Consider the following 235-nt stretch of genomic DNA (forward strand, 5'->3'; position numbering starts at 1 on the left):
GCGCAGGACGTATCTTGTAAGAGTGAACCTGCGAGTGCTCGGTTCTCGGCCACACAATAATTTCACTTTATTTCAGGCATAAAAAAACCGACTCAAGTGTCGGTTAATGTATGAAAGTGGTGGGCGCAGGAGGATTCGAACCTCCGACCGCTCGGTTCGTAGCCGAGTACTCTATCCAGCTGAGCTATGCACCCACTTTCATTTTTACTTTACTTGTTTTTACTCTAAGTAGGAG

Annotated in this window: 1 tRNA gene; it reads right to left on the reverse strand. The window is 46.4% G+C overall.

The features are described from left to right. Positions 1–117: 117 nt before the first annotated feature. Positions 118–194, reverse strand: a tRNA-Arg gene (locus AAEY57_RS21155). Positions 195–235: the final 41 nt, after the last annotated feature.

The sequence above is a fragment of the Pseudoalteromonas sp. MER144-MNA-CIBAN-0113 genome (assembly GCF_040308965.1).
In the GTDB taxonomy this organism is placed as follows: Bacteria; Pseudomonadota; Gammaproteobacteria; order Enterobacterales; family Alteromonadaceae; genus Pseudoalteromonas; species Pseudoalteromonas tetraodonis.